This window comes from Thioalkalivibrio sp. ALE9 (genome assembly GCF_000377445.1).
Taxonomy (GTDB): domain Bacteria; phylum Pseudomonadota; class Gammaproteobacteria; order Ectothiorhodospirales; family Ectothiorhodospiraceae; genus Thioalkalivibrio.
Genome location: NZ_KB898122.1, coordinates 116,428 through 137,461, shown reverse-complemented (window position 1 = coordinate 137,461; position 21,034 = coordinate 116,428). Strand labels below are relative to the sequence as shown.

The 21,034-nt window shown below is 67.3% G+C and carries 21 protein-coding genes; 4 read left to right on the top strand and 17 right to left on the bottom strand.

Annotated features, from left to right (window positions below; all coding sequences use genetic code 11):
* Positions 1-12 precede the first annotated feature (12 nt).
* From D106_RS0100660 to D106_RS0100640, 5 genes are all read right to left on the bottom strand, one after another.
* A complete protein-coding gene (locus D106_RS0100660) occupies positions 13-1,377 on the bottom strand; it encodes a YihY/virulence factor BrkB family protein (protein WP_018878882.1) in 1,365 nt (454 codons plus the stop codon).
* A gap of 38 nt (positions 1,378-1,415) precedes the next feature.
* Entirely contained in the window at positions 1,416-2,045 is a 630-nt protein-coding gene (locus tag D106_RS0100655) for a YdbL family protein (RefSeq protein WP_018866893.1), read from the bottom strand.
* Between the two features lie 89 nt (positions 2,046-2,134).
* Positions 2,135-4,210 (bottom strand): hypothetical protein, encoded by a 2,076-nt coding sequence (locus tag D106_RS0100650; RefSeq protein WP_018878881.1) that lies wholly within the window; start codon positions 4,208-4,210, stop codon positions 2,135-2,137.
* Positions 4,210-5,001, bottom strand: a complete 792-nt coding sequence (locus tag D106_RS0100645) for a YdcF family protein (RefSeq protein ID WP_018878880.1) — start codon at positions 4,999-5,001, stop codon at positions 4,210-4,212. The genes D106_RS0100650 and D106_RS0100645 overlap by 1 nt, the downstream gene beginning before the upstream one ends.
* A 24-nt stretch (positions 5,002-5,025) precedes the next feature.
* A complete protein-coding gene (locus tag D106_RS0100640) occupies positions 5,026-5,508 on the bottom strand; it encodes a Crp/Fnr family transcriptional regulator (protein WP_018866896.1) in 483 nt (160 codons plus the stop codon).
* Positions 5,509-5,619: 111 nt separating this feature from the next.
* Here D106_RS0100640 and D106_RS0100635 point away from each other — a divergent pair, with 111 nt between their 5' ends.
* Entirely contained in the window at positions 5,620-6,078 is a 459-nt protein-coding gene (locus tag D106_RS0100635) for a DUF6231 family protein (protein WP_018866897.1), read from the top strand.
* 30 nt (positions 6,079-6,108) lie between these two features.
* Here D106_RS0100635 and D106_RS0100630 read toward each other — a convergent pair whose 3' ends face one another.
* A complete protein-coding gene (locus D106_RS0100630) occupies positions 6,109-7,428 on the bottom strand; it encodes an MFS transporter (protein WP_018875772.1) in 1,320 nt (439 codons plus the stop codon).
* Complete coding sequence (locus D106_RS0100625; protein ID WP_018878879.1) at positions 7,425-8,123, bottom strand: metalloregulator ArsR/SmtB family transcription factor; 699 nt, start codon at positions 8,121-8,123, stop codon at positions 7,425-7,427. The genes D106_RS0100630 and D106_RS0100625 overlap by 4 nt, the downstream gene beginning before the upstream one ends.
* 217 nt (positions 8,124-8,340) lie before the next feature.
* On the opposite strand from D106_RS0100625, the gene D106_RS0100620 reads away from it, so the two are divergent.
* Positions 8,341-8,790 carry a hypothetical protein gene (locus D106_RS0100620; protein WP_017942339.1) on the top strand — a complete coding sequence of 150 codons (450 nt, stop codon included), beginning with the start codon at positions 8,341-8,343 and terminating at the stop codon, positions 8,788-8,790.
* Positions 8,791-9,205: 415 nt separating this feature from the next.
* On the opposite strand, the gene mnhG is transcribed toward D106_RS0100620, so the two are convergent.
* From mnhG to D106_RS0100575, 9 genes are all read right to left on the bottom strand, one after another.
* Positions 9,206-9,601 (bottom strand): monovalent cation/H(+) antiporter subunit G, encoded by a 396-nt coding sequence (gene mnhG, locus D106_RS0100615; protein ID WP_018878878.1) that lies wholly within the window; start codon positions 9,599-9,601, stop codon positions 9,206-9,208.
* The gene (locus D106_RS0100610) at positions 9,594-9,869 is read right to left on the bottom strand and encodes a monovalent cation/H+ antiporter complex subunit F (RefSeq protein WP_026279247.1); all 276 of its coding nucleotides are present in this window, start codon (positions 9,867-9,869) and stop codon (positions 9,594-9,596) included. Before D106_RS0100610 ends, mnhG begins: the two co-directional genes overlap by 8 nt.
* 15 nt (positions 9,870-9,884) lie before the next feature.
* Positions 9,885-10,358, bottom strand: coding sequence for a Na+/H+ antiporter subunit E (locus D106_RS0100605; RefSeq protein ID WP_018878877.1), 474 nt, complete (start codon positions 10,356-10,358; stop codon positions 9,885-9,887).
* Positions 10,355-11,851, bottom strand: coding sequence for a Na+/H+ antiporter subunit D (locus D106_RS0100600; RefSeq protein ID WP_018866905.1), 1,497 nt, complete (start codon positions 11,849-11,851; stop codon positions 10,355-10,357). Before D106_RS0100600 ends, D106_RS0100605 begins: the two co-directional genes overlap by 4 nt.
* Complete coding sequence (locus D106_RS0100595; RefSeq protein WP_018866906.1) at positions 11,848-12,195, bottom strand: Na+/H+ antiporter subunit C; 348 nt, start codon at positions 12,193-12,195, stop codon at positions 11,848-11,850. The genes D106_RS0100600 and D106_RS0100595 overlap by 4 nt, the downstream gene beginning before the upstream one ends.
* Positions 12,195-12,620: a Na+/H+ antiporter subunit B gene (locus tag D106_RS0100590; RefSeq protein ID WP_017942333.1), complete on the bottom strand. Its 426-nt coding sequence runs from the start codon at positions 12,618-12,620 to the stop codon at positions 12,195-12,197. The genes D106_RS0100595 and D106_RS0100590 overlap by 1 nt, the downstream gene beginning before the upstream one ends.
* Complete coding sequence (locus D106_RS0100585; RefSeq protein ID WP_018878876.1) at positions 12,617-14,917, bottom strand: putative monovalent cation/H+ antiporter subunit A; 2,301 nt, start codon at positions 14,915-14,917, stop codon at positions 12,617-12,619. Before D106_RS0100585 ends, D106_RS0100590 begins: the two co-directional genes overlap by 4 nt.
* A gap of 203 nt (positions 14,918-15,120) precedes the next feature.
* The gene (locus tag D106_RS0100580) at positions 15,121-15,789 is read right to left on the bottom strand and encodes a TIGR04211 family SH3 domain-containing protein (RefSeq protein WP_018875777.1); all 669 of its coding nucleotides are present in this window, start codon (positions 15,787-15,789) and stop codon (positions 15,121-15,123) included.
* Positions 15,790-15,931: 142 nt separating this feature from the next.
* Complete coding sequence (locus D106_RS0100575) at positions 15,932-17,266, bottom strand: hypothetical protein (RefSeq protein ID WP_018878874.1); 1,335 nt, start codon at positions 17,264-17,266, stop codon at positions 15,932-15,934.
* Positions 17,267-17,470: 204 nt separating this feature from the next.
* On the opposite strand from D106_RS0100575, the gene D106_RS0100570 reads away from it, so the two are divergent.
* Both D106_RS0100570 and fabA read left to right on the top strand, forming a co-directional pair.
* Positions 17,471-17,785 (top strand): hypothetical protein, encoded by a 315-nt coding sequence (locus D106_RS0100570; protein ID WP_018878873.1) that lies wholly within the window; start codon positions 17,471-17,473, stop codon positions 17,783-17,785.
* A gap of 162 nt (positions 17,786-17,947) precedes the next feature.
* Complete coding sequence (fabA, locus tag D106_RS0100565; RefSeq protein ID WP_018866911.1) at positions 17,948-18,460, top strand: 3-hydroxyacyl-[acyl-carrier-protein] dehydratase FabA; 513 nt, start codon at positions 17,948-17,950, stop codon at positions 18,458-18,460.
* Positions 18,461-19,423: 963 nt separating this feature from the next.
* Here the strand turns inward: fabA and D106_RS0100560 are convergent.
* Positions 19,424-21,022 carry a hypothetical protein gene (locus D106_RS0100560; protein ID WP_018878872.1) on the bottom strand — a complete coding sequence of 533 codons (1,599 nt, stop codon included), beginning with the start codon at positions 21,020-21,022 and terminating at the stop codon, positions 19,424-19,426.
* Positions 21,023-21,034 lie beyond the last annotated feature (12 nt).

Sequence of the window (21,034 nt, the reverse complement as noted above, 5' to 3'; positions counted from 1 at the left end):
CGTGGCCGGGTGTCAGGCGGTCTCCGCCGCGGCACTGGCATCGGGGCGCGCCAGCAGGTCGCGCAGGGTGCGCCCGTTCAGGCGCTCCTCGCGCGCCTGATCCACCTCTTTCAGCGTCGTCTCCACACTCAGGCTGCCGCGCAGACGACGAATGGCGTGGTCATCACTGTCCTCGCGCAGCGCCTCCAGGATTTCGTCCACGCGGATCGCGTCCAGGTCGCGGGCCGGTACCAGATGCTGGCCCTCGCTTCCCGCCTTCAACAGCAGACCGGCCTCTTCCAACCGGCGCGCCGCATCACCCAGGGCATTGCCCGGCACCGCCAGGGTCGCGGCCACCTCGTCCAGGGTGGGTGCCGGGCGCCCGTCGTGAAAGCGCTGGCCGACCTGCTGCATCAGGTGCAGCCCCATGCGTTCGCGTGCCGCCCCGGACAGGCGCAGGCGGATGCCGCGCACGTTCATGTACTCCGGGTGCTGGACGAAGAAGGCGACATTGGCCCCGATCAGCAGGATCAGCCAGGCGAGGTAGATCCAGATCAGCAGCATGATCATGATGGCGAAGCTGGAATAGATCGCCGCATAGCGCGTTGAACCCGCCACCATGTTGGCGAATACCCAGCCCACGCTCTGCCACAGGAAACCGGCCACCACCGCGCCGATCAGCGCCGGGAGGATCTTGACCCGGGTGTTCGGCACGAACACGTAGATGAACGCGAACGCGGAGATGATCAGGATGTACGGCACCAGCCGCGAGATCTCGGTAATCAGCATGCCGAAGGGTTCGACCCCGGCAATCGCCTGCATCGCGGCCGATGACATCACCGTGGCGGTCAGCCCCAGCGCCGAGACCACCAGCACCGGACCAATCAGGATCACCGACAGGTAGTTGGAAAAGCGCTGGGCCAGGCTGCGGCTGTTCTCCACCCGCCAGATGGTGTTGAAGGCCAGCTCGATCTTCTGCACCAGTGCGATCACGGTGTACACGAGGAACAGCAGGCCCACGAAGCCGAGCACGCCCACGCGCATATTGTCGACAAAGTCGAGCACGTTGTGGGCGATCTCCACCCCCTGCTCGCCCAGCGGCTCGAGCACGCCCAGCAGGAACGGCTCCACCGCATTGTGGGCACCAAAGGCCTTGAGCACCGAGAACGACAGCGCCAGCAGCGGCACCATCGACAGCAGGGTGGTGTAGACCAGGCTCATCGCCCGCAGCGTCAGCTGGCCCTCGGAGACCTCGCGGGCCAGGCCGAACAGGCCCCGCACGACACCCAGCGGGACCGCCTTCCACCAGGGCAGCGCCGAGAGGTCCGTGTCCTGGACCAGCTCGACCAGCTGGCGCCGGCGGGCATCCAGGCGTGCGGCCCAGGCTACGCCCGCCACGCATTACTCCCGTGGGTATGTGGCCCCGTCACCAGGCCCTACTTCTGCCGCCACTGGCCGTTACGGTCCTGGTACCAGTAGCCCGCCGGGGCCTCTTCCACCCAGACGCGGGCAAAGGTCTCGCGGATCTGGCGTTCCCAGTCCGGGCGGTCATTGGCGCGCGCGATCTCGCGGTAGAGCGAATCGCGGTCGGAGTTCTCCTCGCTGACCTGGCGCTGTACGGTGCTGCGGTCCCGCAGCGGCACCTCGGAGAGGTCACGGATCACCACGTCGCCGTTGTTGCCGAACCCGATCGCCCCGCTGCGGAAATGCGGCGCCAGCTGCGGCGCCCGCTCACGCATCGAGGCCCGGATGCGATTGATCGCCGGGGTCTCGATCTGCAGGTCCGGGCTCTGCGCCGCGGCCGGGCTGACCAGACGCTCCAGCACCCAGGCCAGCACCGGCGTGCTGCCCGTCGCGGCGCCGGCATGACGCGGCTGGGCCGGAAGCTGCGCGCCGGACTCGGACTGCGGCGCGGCCTCGCTGTCCGGCACCTGCAGCGCGTCGCGCACGATGGCGCGCGCCGCCTCCTCCGCCGCGGCGGTGGGGAAGTAGATATTGATGGTCACGCAGCCGGCCAGCAGGGCAAACACCAGCGCCAGTCCCGGAACACTCCACAAAGCCTTCATGCCTGTCATCCCTTGTTCGAGCGGGTCCGTCCCGCATGTGCCCAATCTACACCATCATCCTGAATGGCAACCAAACGCTGAATGCGTGGTTACTGCACCACCGGGCCCTCGCCCGCCTGGATCGTGGCCAGGCGGTTGATCAGCTCCGGCCAGTCGACCCGCCGGTTGTACCCGATCACCTGGATCTGCGGCAGCCCGCCACCCTGGACCAGTACGAACCCGTCATCGGGGCGATCGGCGACGCCAGAGGCGGTGCATACGTCCCCGCGCAGCTCGCAACGGAAACCCAGGCGGCGATAGCTGAAGTTCTCGAAGAAGCGCAGAAAGATCGACGACGCCGCCGCCTGGATCCCGCCGCCCAGCTCGGTGATGTTTTCCACCGCGCGCTGGCTGATGCGCCGCCGCCCCGGCGCGTCCATCGGCGTCATCAGCTCCAGATCCATATGCACCGGCGACCAGTCCACCATCACCAGGTCGTTCACGTGGCCCGACAGACGGCCCTGGATACGCCCGAAATCGAAGGCACGGGTGACCAGTTCCAGATCCAGGCGCTGAATCTGCGTCGACAGCCCCAGCTCCGGGGCGTAGCCGAACAGATCGTGGATGTAGACATCGCGCAACACCACCTCGCCGTCAAACACCTGCACCAGCAACCGCCCGTCCACGTTCAGGTCGCCATCCTCCAGGCGGACGCGCGGGATCATTCCCGCCACCTGCCCGGAGAACCGGGGCCATCCCAGCACCTCGGTCAACGGCTCCAGGCTGATGGCCCGGATGCCGCCCTGAAACTGCACATCCGGCCCGGTCTCCGTCTGCTGCAGACTGAAGGCCCCGACCCGCAGCCCACCATCGAGGATCGGGATCTCGGTCGCCTCCAGTAACTCCAGTCCCTGTGGCCGCGCCCGCACCTGCGCGCTGAAGGCATCGAACGGGAGCCCGTAGAGATGGGCGGCATCCACTTCGATGCGCCCCGGACCGCCCGGCACCGTGTCCGACCAGTCGAGACCACCCCGCGCCCCACTGAGACCGAAGCGTCCCCGGCGATCCTGCGCCTCCACCCCGGACCACTCCGCACGCATGTAACGCGGCATGGAATCCTGCAGTTCGATCTCGCCCGCCAGGTGACCCGCGACATCCAGCTCGCCCAGCGGGGTCCCCACCAGCCAGGGCGACAGCAGGGTGTCGTAGATCACCCCCAGCGCCGCGATCTCCGCCTGGACCCGGCCCTCCAGCCCGCGCCCGGGCGCGAACGCCAGGTCCTGCCCCTGCAGGGCCGCCGCCGCCCCATAGTCCAGCGAGAGCAAATCCGTGCGCGCCGAGCCGTTGTCGGCGTCCGCCACCAGGCCACGGGCCTCCAGCACGACCGGCCCCTCGGCGTCGAGATCCACGAACCAGGGATCCACGAACACCACGCCTGCCGTCACGGCCGCCTCCACATCCCAGCCGTTCGCGTCCCCCGCGACCCACAGTCGCGCATCCAGCTCCTCGCCCGCCTGGAGCCCGAGGTCATCGCTGAAGGCGAGGTCATGGACCCGCAGGGTGCCTTCCGAACGGCCGCGTTCACGCCAGCGCAGCGCGACATCCGCCCGGCCCTGGCCAAGGTGCACGGGCAGCTCCATCGGCAGGCGCGGGGAGGCGGCCAGCGCCGCCAGATCAATGCCGTCGAGATCGGCCCGCACATCCCAGCCGCGCGCCGGGTCGCGGTGCACACGAACATCCCCGCTGGCCCCGAACCAGCCCGGCCAGGCGCCCGCCAGGGTCAGCTGACCGCTCTCGCGGCCCCAGACCAGGCGCACCCGCGCGCCGCGCAGGTCCAGATCCCCGGCATCCCCCCAGAGTCGGGCGGCCTCGCAGCGGACCTCGGTACGGCCGAGCCGCAGGTCGCCACATTCCACCCGCAGTCGTCGCAGGGTCCCGATCGGGGCGGGAAGCTCGACACGTTCCGCGCGGATTTCCAGCGACAGGCCTTCGCGCGTCCATTGCACCCGCGTACTCAGGCCGCGGGCATCGAGATCCTCGCGCAGCAGGGATTCGATCTGCAGGTCGAGCTGGACACCGCCGGCAGCCGATGGGGATTCGGCGGCCGTCACCGACCCCGCCAGCAGGAAAAGCACCAGCCCGGCCGCCGCGGCCACTGCGCCCGGTGCACCGCGCCGCGCGTGCATCAGGCCGGGTCGCCCCGCTCCGGCAGGCGATCGCGCAGCGGGCGCGCCAGACGCGCCACCCACTCGCGCAGGGCGAAGCGGGAGGTCTCCAGGGCGTCCAGTCGCGGCAGGAAGTCCTCGACCCGCATCGGGTCGCCGGTCGGGCCGCGAAAGCCGGCCGGGGCCGGGTCGGCGGCCAGTCCCGCGCGCTCGAAGCAGGCCAGTGCACGCGGCAGATGCAGCGCCTGGGTCACCACCAGTACCCGCTGCACATCACTGTTCTGGAGTCGCTGGCGGGTGTGGGAGGCGTTCTCGCAGGTGTTGCGCGAGGTGTTCTCCAGCCAGCGCACCGGCACCCCCAGATCGCCCTGCAGGCTCGCCGCCATCAGCTCGGCCTCGGAGCGCCGGCCCGGCAAGGCACCCGGACGCCCGCCGGAGACCAGGATCGGCAACCCGGTATCGCGGTGCAGCCGCGCCGCATGTCGCAGGCGCTCGTGGGTCCGCGGGTTCAGGGCGTCACGCCCGCCGTCCTCGGCGCGCCCGGGCCAGCGGCCACCCCCCAGCACCACGATGACATCGGCCCGGCCCACCGCGATCACGCCGTCGCGCAGGTCACGCTCGATGCTGTGGGCCAGCGGCTGGGCCACGATGTTCAGGCTCGGCAGCACCAGCGCCAGCAGGCCCAGGGCGAGCAACGCCCGCCCGCCCCGCCAGTCGGCCCACCACAAGGCCACGCCCACAAGGGTCAGCGTGATGCCCAGACCGGGCGGCAGCAGCAGGTGCTCGGCGATCGTCTGCAGGGTGGCGAGCACGAGAGTCTCCGCCCGCGACCGGGGTTACTTCTTGCCCGGGGAGTAGAGATAGTGGGCGTAGGTGGCCACGTCCTCGGAGACCCGGCGGATCAGGTGATCCAGGCTGATGATGGCGAACTCGAGCAGGTTCACCGCGATGTACGGCTGTTCGACACGCAGGCGGTCGTACATGGAGCGCGACAGGCGCAACAGGCGGGTATTGTCGCTCAAGGCACGCATGCGCACGCCGCGCGGCACGCGGTCGAAGAACGACATGGACCCGGCCAGCTCGCCGGTCTGCATGCGACCGACCTCGATCTCCTGGCTGCCGTCATCGTGGTACAGCGCGGCGGTCCCGCTGACCACGAAGAACAGCGACTCCCCGACCTCGCCGATATCCGCGATCACCTGCTTGTGATGGGTCTCCACCACTTCCAGGTACTCGAGCAGGACTTCGACCTCGGCCGGCGTCAGGGACGCCGAGATCGGGTGCTTGGAGAGGAATTCGGTCAGCAGTTCCTTGGACATGGAGAGGGTTCCTTCTGACGGGTCCGCGGTAGAAGTGAGAGTGCTTTAGAGTATAACGAACACGGCCCCGGGACGGGGCCGACACGCCACGGAACGCCGGGGAGGTAGCCCTTGATCGACATCGACGTCCTGCGCCGCAACCTGCCGCGACGCCTGCGCGAGGGGCGCACCCTCCTGCTGGTCGCCGCCCCGGAGACCACGGACAGTCCACCGGATGTGGAGCAGGAAACGGTGGCAGCGTTTCTCGAGCATCCGCCCGAGCCACGAGTGCCGCTGGTCCTGCTCCCGGACACCCTCAGCGCGCTGGATGTGACCACCGGACAACAACTGCTGGGCGGCCTGCGCGACCGCTGGGCCGACGAGGTGCTGATTCTGCATCGGCTGGACGACCAACGCTGGGACCTGAACGACTTCCTGGCGCTCGGATTCCGGCGCGACCCCGAAGCCGAGACCGCCGCGCCGGATCACGCGGTCTATCGCACCAGCCTGTACGACTACAAGCTCACTCCCGACTGGCTGAACGCCCGGTTCTGGGCGAACCCCGAGATGTGGGACAAGGCCCGCTGGTAACGCTGTGCCGGGCGAATCGCGACGCGGGGACTACTCGTCGCGGGGGTTCAGGCGCGGATGCGTCTCGTCACCCCACCACCAGACCAGCGCACCGGATGCAAACATCGCGATCACCACGAACCAGAAGCCCCAGATCACCGAGCCGCCCAGGTGGGCCACGATGCCCAGGCCCAGGGCCCCAACGCCGTACCCGAGATCGCGCCAGAACCGGTAGGTACCGATGGCCGAGCCGCGCCAGTTCGGGTGCGCAATGTCCGCCACCGCCGCACTGAGGTTCGGGTACAGCAGCGCCATGCCGAACCCGGTCACCGCCGCCGCGAAGGACCACCACAGTACGCCCTCGCCGAGCAGGGTCAGGGCGACCCCGCCGCCACAGATCCACATTCCCCAGATGATCGGCTGGCGTCGCCCCACGTGATCGGACAGACGCCCGGTAAGGAACTGCGAACCGCCCCAGACGAAGCCGTAGATCCCGACGACCCAGCCGATCGCCGCCAGACTGAGCCCCTGCTGATACAGGAACACCGGGTAGAACACCCAGACCAGCGCATCCACGAACTTCTCCACCAGCCCGGCCTGGCTGAACGCCGCCATGCGCCGGTCACGCCAGGACATCAGGGTGAACACCTGCCAGGTCGTCGGCGTGTCGGGGATATTCGTCGGGTAACGCGGCACCGGGCCGGTGGACTGACCGGCCGCATGCCGGGCACCCTCGGCCTTTGCCCAGTCGAGGGTCTCGCGCACGAACACGGCGGTCATCACGATCGCCAGGGCGATCACCACCAGGCCGAAGATCAGCAGGCCCCAGCGTGGCCCGAACGCGGCCGCCATATAGCCGGTCACGATCCCCGCCACGGCAACCCCGACATACCCGGAGAACTCGTTCATGCCCATGGTGAAGCCGCGCTCGTCGGCGCGGGTGATATCCATCTTGGCGGTCTGCGTCATCGACCACGCCAGCCCCTGGTTCACGCCCAGCAGGACGGTCGCCGCGACGATCCAGCTCCAGGACGGTGCGTAAAGGATCATGAACGGGATCGGGATGGCCGCCACCCAGCCCAGCATCAGGACCGTCTTGCGCCCCAGCCGCTCGGACAGGCGCCCGGCAACGAAGTTGAGCGCCCCCTTCACGACCCCAAAGGCGACCACGAACGCGGTCAGCAGCATGAACGAGCCCTCGGCCACACCGAACTCGCTCTCCGCCAGCGCCGGCACGACCGTGCGCATCATCCCGATGGTCAGGCCAACGAAGAAGACCTGGATCAGTTGCTGCCCGAACTGCCCGAGGTTCTCCCGAATCCCGTGCGTCAGATGGGCGTAGGCTTCCGCGGCCTTGTGATGGTCCGTCACGTCGTCTGCTCCGATGCGTCTTGATCTTTTTTTGTCAGCGGAAGGCCCTGGTAGCGCCACTCCGCGATGCCGTCCTCGAGCCGGCTGGCCCGGATGCCGTGCCGACCCAGAATCTGGACGGCCTCGCTCGCCATCAGGCAGTACGGTCCTCGGCAGTACGCCACCACGGGGCGGTCAGTCGGCAATTCGCCCAGCCGGTCGCGCAACTCGCTGACGGGGATGGATCGGGCATAGGGGAGATGGGCGCTGGCGTATTCCATGCCCGGACGTACGTCGAGCACGATCACCTCGCCGCGCCGCGCCCGCTCGAGTAGCTGTTCGCCCGCCATGGGGGCCAGATCGCCCGCACCCTCGGCGATCTCTCGAGTGGCGGCCTGCAGCTCCAGCAGCCGTTCTTCGGCAAGTGTTCGCAGCATCACCCAGAAATCGGCGACATGCCGATCGACCAGGCGGTAGAACATGTACCGGCCTTCGCGCCGGGCCTCCACCAGCCGCGCAAGGCGCAGCTCCTTCAGGTGGGCACTGGCCAGCTTCACACTGATCTCCGCGTCCGACGCCAGTTGTTCGACGCTCTTCTCCCCCTGCACGAGGATCTCGATCAGCTCCAACCGCTTGGGACTGGCGGCCGCGCGGGCAATGCGGGCCACCTGTTCGTACAGGAGGTCTTTGAGTTCGCGTCCGGACACCGCACACATTCCAATATTCGTTGGAATATAAGCTAACCAACGCGCGCCGCCAACGCAAGCCCTGCTTGCGCACCCGCGCGGGACCGGACCCTCCGGTTTTTGGGGCATTCTGGCGAACGCAGTAATTCCTGAGTACGGTACTCGGGAACTTCAATTAGAAGTTGCTTACTAACTGAATGACTATCCCGTGCCCACGGGCACCCTTCCCCTGCAAAAGGAGGACGTCATGAGCCAGCTGATCAACAACTTCCCGGCCGACGGCGTGGTCACCATCAACCGCGTGATCCTGAAGCCGGAGTACACCATCGACGACCTGCAGGAGCGTGTCGCGGTCCTCTGCGAGAACGTGAAGACCTACCACTCGGATACCGGCTTTGTCGGCGGCTTTGTCGCCCTGAACTCCGGCGCGGTCTCGAACGAGGGCTCGACGATCGGCCAGGCGGTCGAGAGCCCGATGAAGGACAAGGAAGCGCTGATCATTACCTTCTGGAACAGCTTCGAGGAACACGAGGCGTCGCATCAGAGCGAGACCTTCCAGCCCCTGTTCCAGCAGGTCCTGGAACTGTGCGAGAACGGGAACGAGGAGATCGCCTACGAGATGCTCTGGTCCGGCGCGGCCTACGACCCGGAACAGGCCAAGGCCGCCCGCGAGGCCAAGGAAACCCACGCGGCCTGACGGCCGCATGCCGGGAGCGATCCCGGACCAAGGAACTGTCGTCTCTCCAACGACTGTACCCATTGCCGGGGCCTAACGCCCCGGCTTTTTTGTCGGCCGCCCTGGTCGCGCCTCCATAGCCCCCTGCAGGAGCCTGCTTGCAGGCGAATTCCCCTGACCACGTCTGACTTTGGCAGGGGCTTCGCCTGCGAGCAGGCTCCTGCGATTTTCGGGGTGTGCTGAACCGGGGGTCATCTCAAGCATCCGGGCTCTTGCTGACGCCGGAGATCCCGGCTCTGCGCTTCACCCCGGCCGGGTGACCGCATGGCCTCCGAACGCAGACGGGTGTCCTCTCGCCCCGGCCGCGCCGGCCCCAAACGAACGAACCCCGCGGCATGGCCACGGGGCTCGCTGGGTATGCCGAAAAGCATCGGTCTCAGCGCGATGCGTCGTCCCGATCCTCGGGCTCGTGCATCTCCGGCGGCGAAGACAGGGTGTGAGTCTTCTCGTCGTAGCGTCCCTTCAGCTCGTCGGTCTTGCTGTTTTCCCACAGCGGGACACCGACGAAATAACCCGCGCGCCCGATCGCATGGGCGGCCACCGGCGCGGTCAGCAGCAGGAAGCCGATCACCGCCACCGCGCGCGTGGTCACGCCGCCGTCACCGAAGTACACCGCGACCCCGACCATCATCAGGCCAGCCCCCAGCACGCCCGCCTTGGTGGTCGCGTGCAGGCGCATCGGCAGGTCGGGCATGCGCACCAGGCCCAGCGCCGCCACGACCATGAACGCCGCACCCACCACCAGAAACAGCCCCGTGAAGAACTCAGTCATCGTCGCGATGCCCCCCTTTCTCCAGGTAACGGGCAAAGCCGACCGCCGCGAGGAACGCGGTCAGCGCCAGCACCATAGCCACGTCGATGAACGGGGTGCGGCCGCTGGAGATTACATACACCGCGATAAAGCCGATCGTCAGCGATGCGATCAGTTCCAGCGCGACCACGCGATCGGGCAGGGTCGGCCCCAGATACAGCCGCCAGAACCCCAGCAGCAGGGCGATACTCAGCAGCACATTGGAAGCGATGATGGCGATATCGAACATCTGCATCCCCTGCGCCTAGCGCAGGACCTCCAGCGCGCGGTGTTCCAGGTACTTGATGGAGCGGATCACCTCGTCCCGATCCTCGATGTACATCACGTGGATGTACAGCACCTTCTTGTCGGTGGACACGTCGAGGCTCAGTGTTCCCGGGGTCAGCGAGATCAGGTTGGCGACGATGGTGATCTCGCCATCGGTCCTGGCATCCAGGGGGAAGGCGATCACGCCCGGCACCATGTGGTGGGTCGGCGTCATCACGTCATACGCCACCTTCAGATTGGACAGGAACAGCTCCCAGACGAAGTAGCCAATGAACGCGATGAACTTGGGCACCCGCCGCGCGTAGCTCGAGAAACCCGGCTTGTCGCGCAGCGCGAAGGCCAGCAGCACATAGCCGAGGAAGAACCCCACGAGCAGGTTGCCGGTGCTGAACGTGCCGGTCAGGAAGACCCAGATCAGGGCCAGCGCGATATTCCAGGTCAGCGCGATCATGGCTGTGCCCCCAGTACCGCCTCGATGTACTGCGACGGATCCAGCAGCTGTTCGGCCGACATCAGGGCCATCTGGTAGATCGGCTCGCCGTACAGGCCAATGGCCACGGTCATCAGCGCCAGCATGATCACCGGGAGCCACATCCAGATCATCGGACCGGAGGTCACGTCATCGGTCTCCACGCCTTCCGGCTGCGCCTTCCAGAATACCTCGGCCCAGATCTTGATCATCGAGTAGAGCGTCAGCAGCCCCACCACCAGCGCGACCGCCACCACCCAGTAGGCCTCGGCCTCGATGCCCGCGCGGATGATGATGAACTTCGCGAAGAACCCGGACAGCGGCGGCAGCCCTGCCAGCGACAACGCCGGGATCAGGAACAGCACACCCAGCATCGGATTCGTGCGGTAGATCCCGCCCATCTGCTTCAGCTCGTGGGTGCCCTTCATCACGAAGGTGATCCCGCTGATCAGGAACAGATTCGCCTTCACGATGATGTGGTGCATGATGTAGAACACCCCGCCGACCAGCGCCAGCGGCGTAAACAGCGCCAGCCCCATGATCATGTAGCCGATCTGGCTGATGATGTGGAACGAGAGGATGCGCCGGAACTCGTAATGCGCCGCCGCCCCGAGCACGCCGGTCAGCATGGTCGCGGCCGCGACCCACAGCAGGATCTCGTGGGTGTAGTCCACGTCCTGATTGAAGATCAGCGTGAACACGCGGAACAGCGCATATACCCCGACCTTGGTCAGCAGACCCGCGAACAGCGCGGAGACCGCGACCTTGGGCGTGTGATAGGAGGCCGGCAGCCAGAAGAAGAACGGGAACGCCGCCGCCTTCACCCCGAACGCGACCAGGTACAGCATCGCGATCACGGTGATCAGCCCGGTGTCCTCCACCGTGGCCAGCTTGTCCGCGATGTCGGCCATGTTCAGCGTGCCGGTCAGACCATAGGTCAGGCCGATCGCGGTCAGGAAGATCATCGACGACAGCAGGTTCAGGGTGACGTACTTGATCGCCCCCTCCATCTGCGCGCGTTCCCCGCCCAGGATCAGCAGGGCGAAGGACGCGACCAGCATCACCTCGAACCACACGTAGAGGTTGAAGATGTCGCCGGTCAGGAAGGCGCCGTTTACCCCCGCCAGCAGCAGGTGCAGCAGCGGGTAGTAGCCGAACTTCTCCGACATCTTGCCGATGCCGGAGAGCGAATACAGCGCGGTGGCGAAGCCGATGATCCCGGTCAGCACCACCATGATCGCGGCCAGCATGTCGGACACCAGCACGATCCCGAACGGAGCGGGCCAGGAGCCCATCTCCATCACCACATGGCCGTGCTCCCAGGTATCCGCCAGCAGCCAGACGGAGACCGCCAGCATTGCGCCGGTGCCGAGCACGCCAAGCGAGCGCTGCGCGAAGTGCGAGCGCCAGAACATTACGGACAGTGCGCCGAACAGCAGCGGCAGCACGACCGGAAGGGCTACCGACATCATCATCGATCGGTGTCCTTCATCTGATCCATGTCATCGGCCTGCACCACCTCGTAGGCGCGGTGAATCAGCACCACGGCGAACGCCAGCACCCCGAACCCGATCACGATCGCGGTCAGCACCACGGCCTGGGCCAGCGGATCGGCGGATACGCCCTCGGGCACCGTGTCGCCCGGCGCGATCAGCGGCGGCGCACCGGAGGTCATGCCGGCCACGGTGAAGATCAGCAGGTTGGCGGCATTCGACAGCAGTACCAGCCCGATCACCAGCTTCACGATCGAGCGGCGCAGCATCATGTAGATGGCCGCGGCATACAGGCCGCCCACCACAAAGGCCATGACGACTTCCATCAGTCTTCCGCCTCCGCGAGGTTCAGCATGATGGTCAGCACGGACCCGATTACCACCAGGTACACCCCGATATCGAAGATCAGCACGGTGGAGAGCTTCATCTCGCCGAACAGCGGCGCGGTGAACTCCCACCACTGGGCGGTGAAGAAGGCCTCCCCGCGGAACACCCCGGGGATCGCGCTGATCACGGCCAGCACCATGCCAACGCCCAGCACGTCGCGCGGGTCCACGCGCAGCACCTTGCGCGCCGACTGGATATCCATCGAGAACAGGTAAAGCACGATCGCCGCGGCCGCGACCAGGCCGCCGATGAAGCCGCCGCCCGGTTCGTCATGACCGCGCAGCAGCAGGAACACGGAGAACAGCAGCAGCAGCGGCAGCAGGAAATGCCCCGCAGTGCGCAGGATCAGGGAATGCATGTTCATCGGCGGTCCTCCGCGCGGAAACGCAGCATCGCGTACACCCCGATCGCCGCCAGCGCCAGCACGAAGATCTCGCCCAGCGTATCCAGCGCACGGAAGTCCACCAGGACCACGTTGACGATATTGCGGCCATAGCCGGAGGGCACCGACTCGTCAATGAAGTACTGCGAGATCGACGGGAACAGGCGCGCATCCAGGGTGCTCAGGATCAGCAGCGTGATCATGCCGCCCATCACCAGCGCGATCCCGGCATCGCGCACCCGCAGCGCGGTGGACGACAGGTTCAAGAAACCCGGCAGGCGGAACAGCACCAGCACCAGCAGGATCACGGTCAGGGTCTCGACGAGCACCTGGGTAATACCGACATCCGCCGCGCTGTAAAGCACGTAGACCAGGGCCACGGTAAAGCCCAGCGACCCCAGCGCCGCCACCGCCCCCAGACGCGAGCGCGTCAGCACCGCGAACAGCATCGAGGCCACCAGGATCGCCAGGATCGCGACCTCGTGGATCTTCAGCGCGGCCCAGTCGAGGCCGCCCACGCCGACGTCGAACAGCTGCGCCGTCACCCCGACCAGGCCCGCGGTCATCGCGACGATCACGATCACGTAATAGCGCAGATAGCCGTTCTGCAGCACGCGGGTCTGCCACTCCGACAGTGCCACCAGGCCGTCCATCATCTTGAAGTAGCCCTTCTCCGGGCCGTATTCGGCCGCGCGATCCACCCACGCCAGCGCGCGGCGCGCCTGCTCCCAGCGCCAGTACAGCACCCCACCGGCCACCAGGCTGAACGCGGAGATCGCCAGCGGCCAGTTGATCCCGTGCCACAGCGCCAGGTAGCCATCCACCGGCGCGCCCTGCACGCTGGCCGCCGCGGCATTGATCAGGCCTTCGTCCGCCAGTCCCGGGCCGAGACCGAAGATCAGCCCCAGACTCGCAAGCACCGCCGGGCCGGCGAGCATGGCCACCGGGGCATCATGGTGCGGCGTCTTCGGCGTATCCACCTTGGGTCCAAACCACGGGCGAATACCGACGATCGCGGCCACCGCAACCCCCAGGATCGCGGTCAGTACCGCCAGCAGGGCGAGGATGCCGCCCAGGCTCGGGGCATCGAGTACGGCCTCCAGCATCAGCTCCTTGGCGACGAACCCGAACAGCGGGATCACACCCCCCAACGACAGCGCCGCGAGAATCGCGAACGCGGCCGTGACCGGCAGCGCGCTGCGCAGCCCCCCGGTCTGCAGGAAATCCTTGGCACCGGCCTCGTGATCCAGGATACCGGCGACCATGAACAGCGCGCCCTTGTACAGCGAGTGCGCCAGCAGGAAGGCCATCGCCGCCATCAATGCGGTTTCGGTGCCGATCCCGATCAGCATGGTCAGCGTACCCAGGGCCATCACCGTGGAGTACGCCAGCACCTTCTTCACCCCGGTCGAGCGGAAGGCCAGGAACACACCGGTGAACATGGTCACCGCACCGAACAACGCCAGCGTGGTGAACCAGATGTCGGTGCCACCCAGCGACGGGTTCAGGCGCGCCAGCAGGTATACGCCGGCCTTCACCATGGTCGCGGAGTGCAGGTAGGCGGAGACCGGGGTCGGCGCAGCCATCGCGCGCGGCAGCCAGAAATGGAACGGGACCTGCGCCGATTTGGTGAAGGCCCCGATCAGGATCAGCAGCAACAACGGCAGGTACAGCGCATGCTCGCGCACCACGTCGCCGTTGTTGAGGATCTCGGACAGCTCCCAGGAACCGCCGGCCATCGCCAGCATGATGATCCCGGCCAGCAGCGCCAGGCCGCCGCCCACGGTGACGAACAGGCCCTGCAGGGCGTACTTCCGGGCGTCCGCGTTCTCGTGGTTGTAACCGATCAGCAGATAGGACGTGATGCTGGTCAGCTCCCAGAACACGAACATCGCGACCAGGTTGTCCGCCAGCACCAGCCCCAGCATGGAGCCCATGAAGGCCAGGATGATCACGTAGAAGCGCCCGAGGTCACGGTCCCCCTCGAGGTAGCGCCCGGCGTAGGTGACGATGAAGAAGCCGATGCCCGAGATCAGCAGCGCGAACAGCAGCGACAGCCCGTCCACCAGGAACGAGAGCTGGATATCCAGCCCCGGCAGCCAGGGCCAGGCCAGCACGATGGACTCGCCACTGGAGACCGCCGGCAGAAAGCTCAGGAAATAGACGAACAACGCGGCCGGCAACAGACCCAGCACCCAGCCGCTGGCACGGCCGGTCAGGCGGTGCACCGCGGGGGCGGCTGCCGCCAGCAGGAACGTTGAGATAATTGCGTAGAGCATCCGGCCAGCTCAGTCCTTTTGGTTCCGGGCCAAGGACGCGGCCCGCGGCCACGCGTACAAATCGTTCCGTCGCAACCGAGACAGGCCGGCACCGACCGGCGCATGCCCGTCTCGAACGGTCGCGGAAGCCTACTGACTTGGGTGGGACCGCGCAAGAAACGTGATGTTCCTCGCGCGGACCGTTCCGGGAAACGCGCTGCCGGTCAGACCCAGTCGCTGCGCCGCCTGCGCGTGGGGATGCGCGTCAGGATAATGCCCAGGATCACCGAACCCACGGTGACCAGGGCCCCGGTCATGAACCACTTGCGCTGGCTGTCGGCCTGCATCACCTCGACCTGACGCCGATACTCGTCGGCCGAATCGCGGGACTCGATCAGTTCCTGCTCCAGCCGGCGGTTCTCGCGTTGAATCTCCTGCGGCCGCTCCGCGATATCCCGCAGCTCTTCCAGTTCCGACTCCATATCCGCGATCCGGGCCTGGAGTTCATCTCGCTCGGTCGTCAGTTCGTTGCGCCGGTCCAGCAACTCCGCGATCCGGCCCTCCTGATCATCCGCACCGGAACGGATCTCGGCCAGCTCGGCCTCGACCTCGGCCAGGCGCTCGCGGGAGTGCGGCTCGTCCTGCAAATAGCGGGTCAGGATCCACGCCTCGTTGCCACTGGGCAGCCGCACTCGGCTCCAGCCGTCACCGGACTGTTCCATCACCGTGACCGGCTGCCCGGCGCGCACCGCACTGACAATGCGGTTCTGGTTCGAGGGGCCGCCGCGCACGCCGACCTCGAGTTCCTCACTGACATAGCGCGTCTGCTGCGCGGCCGCCCCGCTCCAGGCCACCAGCATCACGCTCCCCAGAACCAGCGCCATCACGCGCATCGACCACCGTTTCATCGTCATTTCCGCTGCCATCTCTTGATTCGCCCGGGATCTCCGGCGCCGCATTCTACAGGGGGCAGAAAGCCGCGCACGCAAAGCCGTACCGGGGGTTGATCGAGTTCACATTCCGGCTTCCTGACACTTACACGAACCGCTCGCGCACGGCCCGCGAGGGGAACGTGATCAGATCAAATGCCACCGGAAGCAGACGCCGCACTTGCGCCGCCGCGACCGCCAGCAGGTACAGGATACCCGCCAGCACCGCCAGCACGAGCGTCAGCAGGCCGCCCAGAATAACCCGGGTCGCCTGTAGCACCCCCACCAGCCAGATCGGCGCCAGCGCAACGATCAGGGGTACCAGAAGGCCCAGAACCGCGCCCACCGACTGCTCGAACAGGTTCAGGGTCGGCGGCAACGCGTCGCCCCCGGCCAGCAGGGTATCCATCAACTCCTGACGATACGCCACCCACTCCAGATGAAAGCCGCCCAGCGCGGAGATCAGCGCGAGCACGGCCAGCGCAAGGCCTGCCACCACCACCAGTGCCCGGCGCACGCCCTCACTGCCGTCCATCATCGCCTGCGGCAGCAGACGGGACACGCCGCGGGCCTCGGCCAGCAGCCAGCCGGAGACTGCCGCGGCCCCCAGCAGGGTCGCCACCACCAGATTCGGGAAGGCCACCCCGCCGGCCTCCAGCGAGGCCGGAAACTGCGTCCCCAGGGCCGGATCGAACAGCCGCTGGTACACCACCACGGCCACCGCGGTCAGTACCAGTCCGGCCGCGCCCAGCAGCCACTGACTGCCGGCCTGGGCATACGCGGGCAGGTGCCGCTGCGCCGGATGGTCCCGGTTCTCGCAGTTCGCCAGACCGTTATCCAGGCGCTCGCCCTGGCGTTGCAGGTCGGCCAGGCGCCGGTGTACCTGCTCCAGACGCCCGGTCAATTCGTGCAACGGGGCTTCCAGGCGTCGCCGCGCCGACAGCAGGCCACGCGCCATCTGTCGGTGCTCCTCCATGCCGAGCCGTGCAATCCGCAACACCGTTTCCTGCATGTCCTGCGCCAGGCGCTGACTCTGCGCGCTGTCGCCCACCGGCGTGCTCGCCAGGGCCTCCAGGCGGCTGACCCAGCCGGGCTCGGCGGAAAGACGCCCCTCGTCGCGGGCATAGGCATCCTCCAGCTGGCGCAGGGTCTCGTGAACCTGCTGGCGCAGATCGGGGATCTCGGCCAGATCGTGGCCCACCAGGCGAGCGTAACGCCGCTCCAGGGCATGGACCGCCACATGAACGCGTTCGGCCTCCAGCCGGGCAAGGTGGGCGTGGTGCCAGCGCTGGGCGGCGTCGCGCAGATGCAGCACCTGCCGCCGGAGGGCACACGTCAGGCGTGTCACGCCGCCGGTCAGCCCCACCAGCAGGCGGCGCAAGGGCCGCCGTGCCAGGTCCAGCACCACGATTGCGACCACGATCCCCAGCACCCACAGCATTACAGTGACGGCCACGACTCCCCCTCGCTTGTTGTTCTTTCAGGCATGGTCCGCGCCCGCCACCTCGGGCGCAACTCCGGGCCCCACCAACCGGTTGCCTGATTATGTCGAATCGTTCCGGTTCCCGTCTCCACGCCGGGCCAATCACGCTCAAGTTTGCCGCGCCCGCGCCGATACCCGGATTAAATCCCCGGAGACCTCGCGATGCTCAGCCTCGACCTCATGCCGGCACCCGAACCGGCCCGCACCGAGAACCCCGCCTGGCTCGACGCCGGCTTCACCGCCGGCTGGCTCCCGGCCTTCCGCAACCGACGCACCGGCGAGGTTCGCGCCAGCCACCTGGAAGACGGGCGCCTGGCCTGTACCCACATCCTGGATACGGTCCCGACCGCGTGGGTGGCCGAGCTCGACGATCAGGGCCGCCCCGGCGCCCTGATCGCCGAAATCCAGGCCGGCTACCTGCGCGGCGACCGCTTCTTCACCCTCGCGGAACTGCTACGGTATCCCTCCGACGCCTGATCCGGGGCACGCAGAGCTCTCGACAGGTTGTCCCAGGACGTTCCGAGGACAACCTAATCAGCCCCACCCCCGGGACCATCGGCGCACCGCCGAATCCCGCCGTAATTGCTTTTGGGCGCGGGTTTCGGTCCAATACCGGCCTTTTCCCCGAGCGGCGCTCCCATGCAGAAGAATCAGTACGATCGCGACGAACTCCTGGCCTGTGGCTACGGCAACATGTTCGGTCCGGGCAACGCCCAGTTGCCGGTCCCCAACATGCTGATGATGGACAGGGTCCTGGAGATCAACAGCGACGGCGGCCAGTACGGCAAGGGCGAGATGATCGCCGAGCTGGATATCAATCCCGACCTCTGGTTCTTCGCCTGCCACTTCCCCGGCGACCCGGTGATGCCCGGCTGCCTCGGCCTCGACGCCATGTGGCAGCTGGTCGGCTTCTACCTCGCATGGCTCGGCAATCCGGGACGCGGGCGCGCCCTGGGGGTGGGCGAGGTCAAGTTCACCGGGCAGGTCCTGCCGACGGCCAAGAAGGTCACCTACCACATCGACATGAAGCGGGTGATCTCGCGCAAGCTGGTCCTCGGCATCGGCGACGGCATCGTCAAGGTCGACGGCCGCCCGATCTACGAGGCCCACGACCTCCGCGTCGGCCTGTTCACCTCCACCGAAAACTTCTAGGCCCACCGGCTTCCGCCATCGCTAGCGCGGGAGCCGGTTTTCTTCGGGTTCCTACCTTTCCTTGCTTTCTACCCGCCGCCTGCCTCGTGGTGGCTGGTCCTGGTTCGTCCTCCGGTGTTTACGGTGCCTCCGGTCCGCATACTGCCAGGCGCCGACTCGCCAGCGCGCCCCGAGGTCCTTTCTTGCTTGCCCAAGAAAGGACCCAAAGAAGGGCACCCGGATTACGCCCGGGAACCTCGCTCCGGACGCGCTGGGCCGGCGGCGCTGAACTCGCTACGCCTTCGGCTCCGCTCAGACATCCAGCGCCTCGAATTTATGGAAAACGGGCCGGCCCATCACGCCCTCCACGAGGGGCTCCATACGGGAGGCGAAGGTCAAAACAGCAGGTATTCAAACGCCACGACACCACAACGGGCATTGCCGTCCGAAAGATCCCCGGCGCCCGCTACGCGGGCGCGGCACGCTATGGCCGTAGGCCGAGCGTGCCCATATGCCGGAAAACCTAGCCTTCATCCATCACCACGAACCTGTGGATCGCCGTTGTCTTGACCTTGACTCCCCGTTGTCGTCGCGCCGAGTGGAGAGGGTTTTCGCGGGACGATTCAAAATAGAAACGGGGGCGCTGGATGTCTGAGCGGAGCCGAAGGCGCAGCGAGTTCAGCGCCGCCCGCGAAAAGCCTCGGAGCGAGGGAAACCCCGGCCCGCGCAGCGGGCCGGGGTCGCGGCAGTCGGGCGTGTTTCTTGGTGACTTCTTTGCACGAGCAAAGAAGTCACTCGGGGCGCGCTGGCGAGTCAGCGCCTGGCAGTATGCGGACCGAAGGCACCGTAAACACCGGATGCCGAACCAGGGCCAGCCGCCACGAGGCAGGCAGCAGACCAAAGGCACCGTAAACACCCGATAAGAACCAGGGTCCTGATGGGGCGAGGCAACAAGAGCGCTCCACCTGCGACAGGGAGGCCAGATCATCGGTCCACTTTGGATGACGCACCGAACGCGTCGCGCAGCCAGCCTCGCAGGGCATCAAACCCTTCTTCGGCAGACTCGGACGGCGGCTGCATCCCCGACACAAACCCGCGCGCGCGGAACGGCTCCAGCAACTCTGGATCGCCCGAGATCACATGCACCGGCACCGCCCAACTGGCGTCCTGCCCGGTGATCAACGCCGCCGGCTGATGATCCCCCAGCAGGAAAAACAGCGTCTCCTCGTCCGCATAGCGTGCCGCATAGTCCCCAGTCACCTCCAGCGAATAGCGCACCGACTCCGCGTAGAAATCGCGCACCCGGTCGAAGTCGCGCCAGAGCACCTCCGGCTCCGGCCCCTTCCCCGCCCACTCGTGGAACCGTTCACCATCCCCGATGCCCTCCCAGTCCTCCAGGACCGGCAGGATGGGGGTCCACGGCGCATGCGAACTGACCAGCGCGAGCATCGCGAACACCGGCGCATCGGAAGGCGACCGAACCTGCTGCTCGAAAAACGACCAGGTGTACTGGTCCGGCATGGTCACCCAGAAGAACGGCGGGCCGGCGTAGTCAAAGCCATGCTTGTCCACGATCCGATCCCAGCCGAACCAGCGTCCCTCGGGCCAGTCGAGCTGGATGGCCGGGGACAACATCGCCGTGTGATGGCCAGTCGCCACGAAGTCCTGCACCAGGGTGTCCCGCGGCGCGTCCTGCAGCGCCTCGTAATGCCCGGCGTAGCGCACCTGCAGGCCGGAGAGCAGGGAGGCATGGGCCAGCCAGGACTGGCCGCCGGCGATCGGCGCCTCCAGTACGCCGCTCACCACGTGCAGGTCCGCGGCCTCCAGGTCCTCTTCCAGCCGGTCGAGCGCGGGCACGATGACCGGCGCGTAGCGCGCGTCGAAAACGGCGGAGACGCCATAGGACTCCACCAGCCCGAGGATCACGTCGACCCCCGCGAGCCCCGGAAGGGCTGCCGCAGCGGCCTCTTCGCGGGTCGCCTCCAGACGGGCACGAAAGCGCTGGTTCTCGGCAAGGGCCGACCGCCCCGCCGCGACCTGCTGCTGGATCATCGCCATACCCGGCGCAGCCGTTCCCGGGGGTGCTGCTCCGCGCTCGGCTGCCAGCACGCCCCCCAGACCGACGCCAAACGCCCCGATGGCGATGGCCAGCGGAACACGACGACCGCCCCCCGCAGGCGCCGCGAGGGCACCGAGCCCCCGCCCGGCTCCCCAGATGACCGCCACCAGCAGGGTCACCAGTAAAATCCCCAGCAGCCCGGTCGCCAGCGCGCCCAAGTTGCCGGTCACCAGGCGGTAGGCGGCGTCCAGCAGCACCCAGTCCTGCACCACGTTCAACGGTCGGGACAGGCTCGCGCGGGTCAGGGCATCGAACAACGCCAGCACCACCAGGATCAGGAGCACCGAAGCAACGAGCCAGGCCAGCCCCCGCGCAAGCCGGCCCGCCGGCAACAGTGCGAACAGGCCGACCAGCACGAAGGCCTCCCAGGCCAGCCCGTACGGCGCGAGCCCCGCATGACGCGGAATCTCCAGCCCCAGAAGGACCGCGTTCAGCGCCACCAGCGTCAGCAGCCACCGCGTCATCGGTATGCCGGG